General features: G+C 71.5%; 4 protein-coding genes. All 4 read right to left on the bottom strand.

The genetic code is table 11. The features are described 5' to 3' along the window. The coding region (locus AB0J09_RS59955) for a condensation domain-containing protein (RefSeq protein ID WP_360712620.1) at window positions 1-736 on the bottom strand (736 nt) is incomplete at its 3' end. Between the two features lie 41 nt (window positions 737-777). Beyond that, entirely contained in the window at window positions 778-1833 is a 1056-nt protein-coding gene (locus tag AB0J09_RS59950; RefSeq protein WP_360712617.1) for a MupA/Atu3671 family FMN-dependent luciferase-like monooxygenase, read from the bottom strand. Continuing rightward, window positions 1830-2948, bottom strand: a complete 1119-nt coding sequence (locus AB0J09_RS59945; protein ID WP_360712614.1) for a cupin-like domain-containing protein — start codon at window positions 2946-2948, stop codon at window positions 1830-1832. Before AB0J09_RS59945 ends, AB0J09_RS59950 begins: the two co-directional genes overlap by 4 nt. A gap of 16 nt (window positions 2949-2964) precedes the next feature. Next, window positions 2965-3431: hypothetical protein (locus AB0J09_RS59940; RefSeq protein ID WP_360712611.1), on the bottom strand; the 467-nt coding region annotated here is incomplete at its 5' end.

The following is a 3431-nucleotide window of genomic DNA, read 5'->3' as shown; positions in this document are numbered from 1 at the left end:
GCACCGGGGGGCGGGGGCGGTCGGTCGGCAGTTCCAGCGCCGTGGCGCCGGCCAGCCGCTCCGTCCAGTAGCCGAGCTGCCCTTCCAGCACCTCGCCCCGGAGGCGGTCGCGCTGCCAGGCGGCGAAGTCGGCGTACTGCACGGCGAGCGGGGTCAGCGGCGAGCGTCCTCCCCGGCAGAACGCGGCGTACAGCACCGACAGCTCGCGGCGCAGCACCCCGGCCGACCACTCATCGGACACGACGTGGTGCATGCACAGGCTCAGCACGTGGTCCTCGGCGCCCAGCCGGAGCAGCCGGCCGCGGAACAGCGGCCCGGCCGCCAGGTCGAACGGGGCCACCGTGTCCTCGGCGACGAGCTCGGCGGCCCTCCCCTCGGGGTCGGGCCTGCCGGACAGGTCCACGACCGCCAGTTCGAACCCGCCAGGCGGGTCGATCACCTGGTGGGCGACGCCGTCCTCGTCCGGCACGAGACGCGTGCGCAGCACCTCGTGCCGTTCCACCACGGTGTCGAGCGCCTGCGCCAGCGCCGGCACGTCCAGTGCGCCACTCAGCCGCAGAGAGACCGGCACGTTGTACTCGGCGGAGCCGGGCTCCAGCTGGTCCAGGAACCACAGCCGCTGCTGCGCGAACGACAGCGGCAACGGGCCGTCAGGGCGCCGCATCGGTTCGTGTGCCGGTGCGTTCTCCCCCCGCAACCGGAGCTCCAGGAGCTTCCGCTTCGAATCAGAGAGCACAGGTGACCTCCGGGGTCAGTGGCGGTGGCTGTGGGGAGGAGTCAGGAGAGGACGCTGAGCAGCTCTTCGAGGCTTTTCATGATCGGCCCGTACTCGAAGCCGAAGTCGATGAGGCAGGCCACCTCGTCGACGTCCCATGCCCTGACCTCGGTCAGCCGGTCGCGCACCTCGTCGGCGGTGCAGATGAGGCCGAACTCGAGGAAGCGTGAGGCCCCAAGCGCCGCAATCGCCGCGCGGTCGGCGTCGTTGAGCGACCTGAAGGCCGCGGCGCGTTCCGCGTCGGCGACGTTGCGCTCGTCGAGCTTCATGGAGCTGGTCAGGTAGCGGGCCAGCTCGTGCTGGGCGCGCTCGGCGGAGGCTCGGGACCCGTCGATGAGGTGCGTGTGCAGCATCAGGGTGACGTGTCCGCGCCCGTCATCGCCGTGCGCCCGCCTGGCCTCACGATAGGCCGCGACGTTCTCCCGAAGGTCTTCTGGGCTCTGCCCGACGAGGTGAGTGAGGACGTTGAGGCCCATCGATCCGGCGGCTTCGAAGGTGCCGACGGAGCCGCCGGCGGTGAGCCAGGCCGGCAGTTCGGGCTGGACCGGCCTGGGGAACGTCCTGAGCTCGATCGGGCGGTCCGAGGCGTCGTGGAAGGTCCGCGACTCGCCCCGCCAGAGGGCGCGGACCGCCTCGATGCCGTCCCGCATGACCTGGCGGCGCTCGGAAACGTCAGCGCTGGAGAGCACGAAGTCGCTGCCGTTCCAGCCGGAGGCGAACGAGACGCCGACCCGGCCGCGGGAGATCTGGTCGACCACCGCCCACTCCTCGGCCACCCGCGCCGGGTGGTGCAGCGGCATGACGACACTGCCGGCCCGGATACCGATCCGGCTGGTCGCCGCCGCGACCGCCGCCGCGGGCACCGACGGGTTGGGGTACAGATAGCCGAAGTCGGCGAAGTGCCGCTCGGGCAGCCACACGGCCTCCAACCCCGCTTGGTCGCCGAGCCGCGCGCTGTCCAGGAGCACATCGTACGGCGAGCCGGTCGGGCCGTCGCCGCCACTGGCGGAGAAATAGGACAGGCTCACCGCCACCGGAAGGTCCTTGAGCGTGTTCATACGCGTTCCCCGTTCGCACTCGTGATCGCCATGACGTCGTCGATGAGCCGCCAGACCGGCTCGGGCGGTGGTTGGCCCTCACGTCCCAGGGCCGCGGCCAGGTCGGCGCTGGCGGTGAGTACCTCACCGGCCGAGCGCGAGGTCCTGGGCTCGCGCTCGGCGGTGCGCAGGACGGACAGGCTCAGCGCCGTGGCGGCGCGGTACTCTCCGATGTCGGCGAGGAGCTGGGCCAGGTCGGCGGCGTCGGCCATGGGGTTCTTCGCGTCCGCGTCGCCGACTTCGAACGTGTGCGTGAGGGCGGCGAGGTCCTCCTGCACGGCCGTCGACAGCAGTTGCCGCATGAAGCCCGGGCATAAGCAGTCCATCGCGTGAGCCCTCCACCAGAAGTTGACCGATATCGCCACGTCCAGCGACGCGACCTGGTGCCACCAGAAGGCGGGCAGCAGCAGGGCCTCCCCGGCGTTCACCGTCGCCTTTCTGTAGCTGACCCGCGCGGCGAGCGGGTGCCGGGTGAGGTCGGGGTTGAACAGATCGACCATGCTGAGGTGCTGGGCGCCGGTGTTGAGCGGTCCCGGGTAGAGCGCGTCGAGGCTCTCCGGCGGGAAGAGGTAGAACGTCTTGGTCCCGGACACCTGGGCGAACAGGTTGTGGGTGTCGTCGTAGTGCAGTGGCGTCACGGTGCCGGGGGCCGCGAGCCACAGGTTGACCGCGTTGATCAGCTCCCTGGGGACGCCGGCCGGGTAGTCGAGGCGCGCGGCCAGCTCGGGCAGCTCACTCTCGACGGCCACCTGCTGCAGGCACCAGCGCGGGCCGTCCGGGTCGGCCATGTCGTCGAAGAATCGGGCGACCGACAGCGGCTGGGAGTCCAGTGCGCGGCCCGGCTCGTACCGGAACTTGCCGTCGTCGCCGGGCAGAGTCGCGCGCAGCCGCTCCCCGCCCACGGTTTTCCGCAGGAACTCCGGGGTCCAGCGCCACACCTCCTCCATCAGCCGGTGGCCCTCGGTCAGGACCACGGGCTCATTCAGCGCCGGTGAGCCGGCGGCCAGGCTGCCGAGCTCGCCGGCGGGGCGTCTGTCGACATGTCCCGCGAACGAGAAAGCCGGTAATTCGGTCACGCGTTACCCCTTGCTCTCAGGTCTCGTCGGCTCCGCGGTGGTGGCGGGCGATCTCGGCGCTCAGAAGGGAACCGACTGTCAGGGCGCCGTCTCCCCTGACCACGGTCTTGTGCAGGCCCGGCACGGGCACCACGTCCGGTTCGCGGCCGAGCGCGGCACGCCACTGACCGAGCATCGCCTCGTTGGCGGCCTTTGGGTCGTCCTCAGGCAGGTAGAGGACCACCCGGCCGTCGTAGGCGCCGGGTTCGTCCGGCGCTTCGGGCAGCCCTGCCCGGTAGTGGAGCCCGGCGAAGTAGTTGATCAACGCCACCCGGGCGGTACGCAGCTGCTGCTTGGCCCCGGCCCGTAGCGCGGCGACGTCGGCGGGCTCCGGCTCCCAGTACTCCAGCAGCTCCGCCTCTGCGGCCGCGTCGATCCTTGTGCCAGGCTCGGCGCGGATGGCGTGGTCGAGCTGGTCGAGGAGCCGGCGGGTGCGCCGGTCGA

This window comes from Nonomuraea sp. NPDC049784 (assembly GCF_040659615.1).
GTDB lineage: Bacteria > Actinomycetota > Actinomycetes > Streptosporangiales > Streptosporangiaceae > Nonomuraea.
Note: the sequence above shows the minus strand (reverse complement) of the source record. Positions and strands in the feature narration are given on the sequence as shown.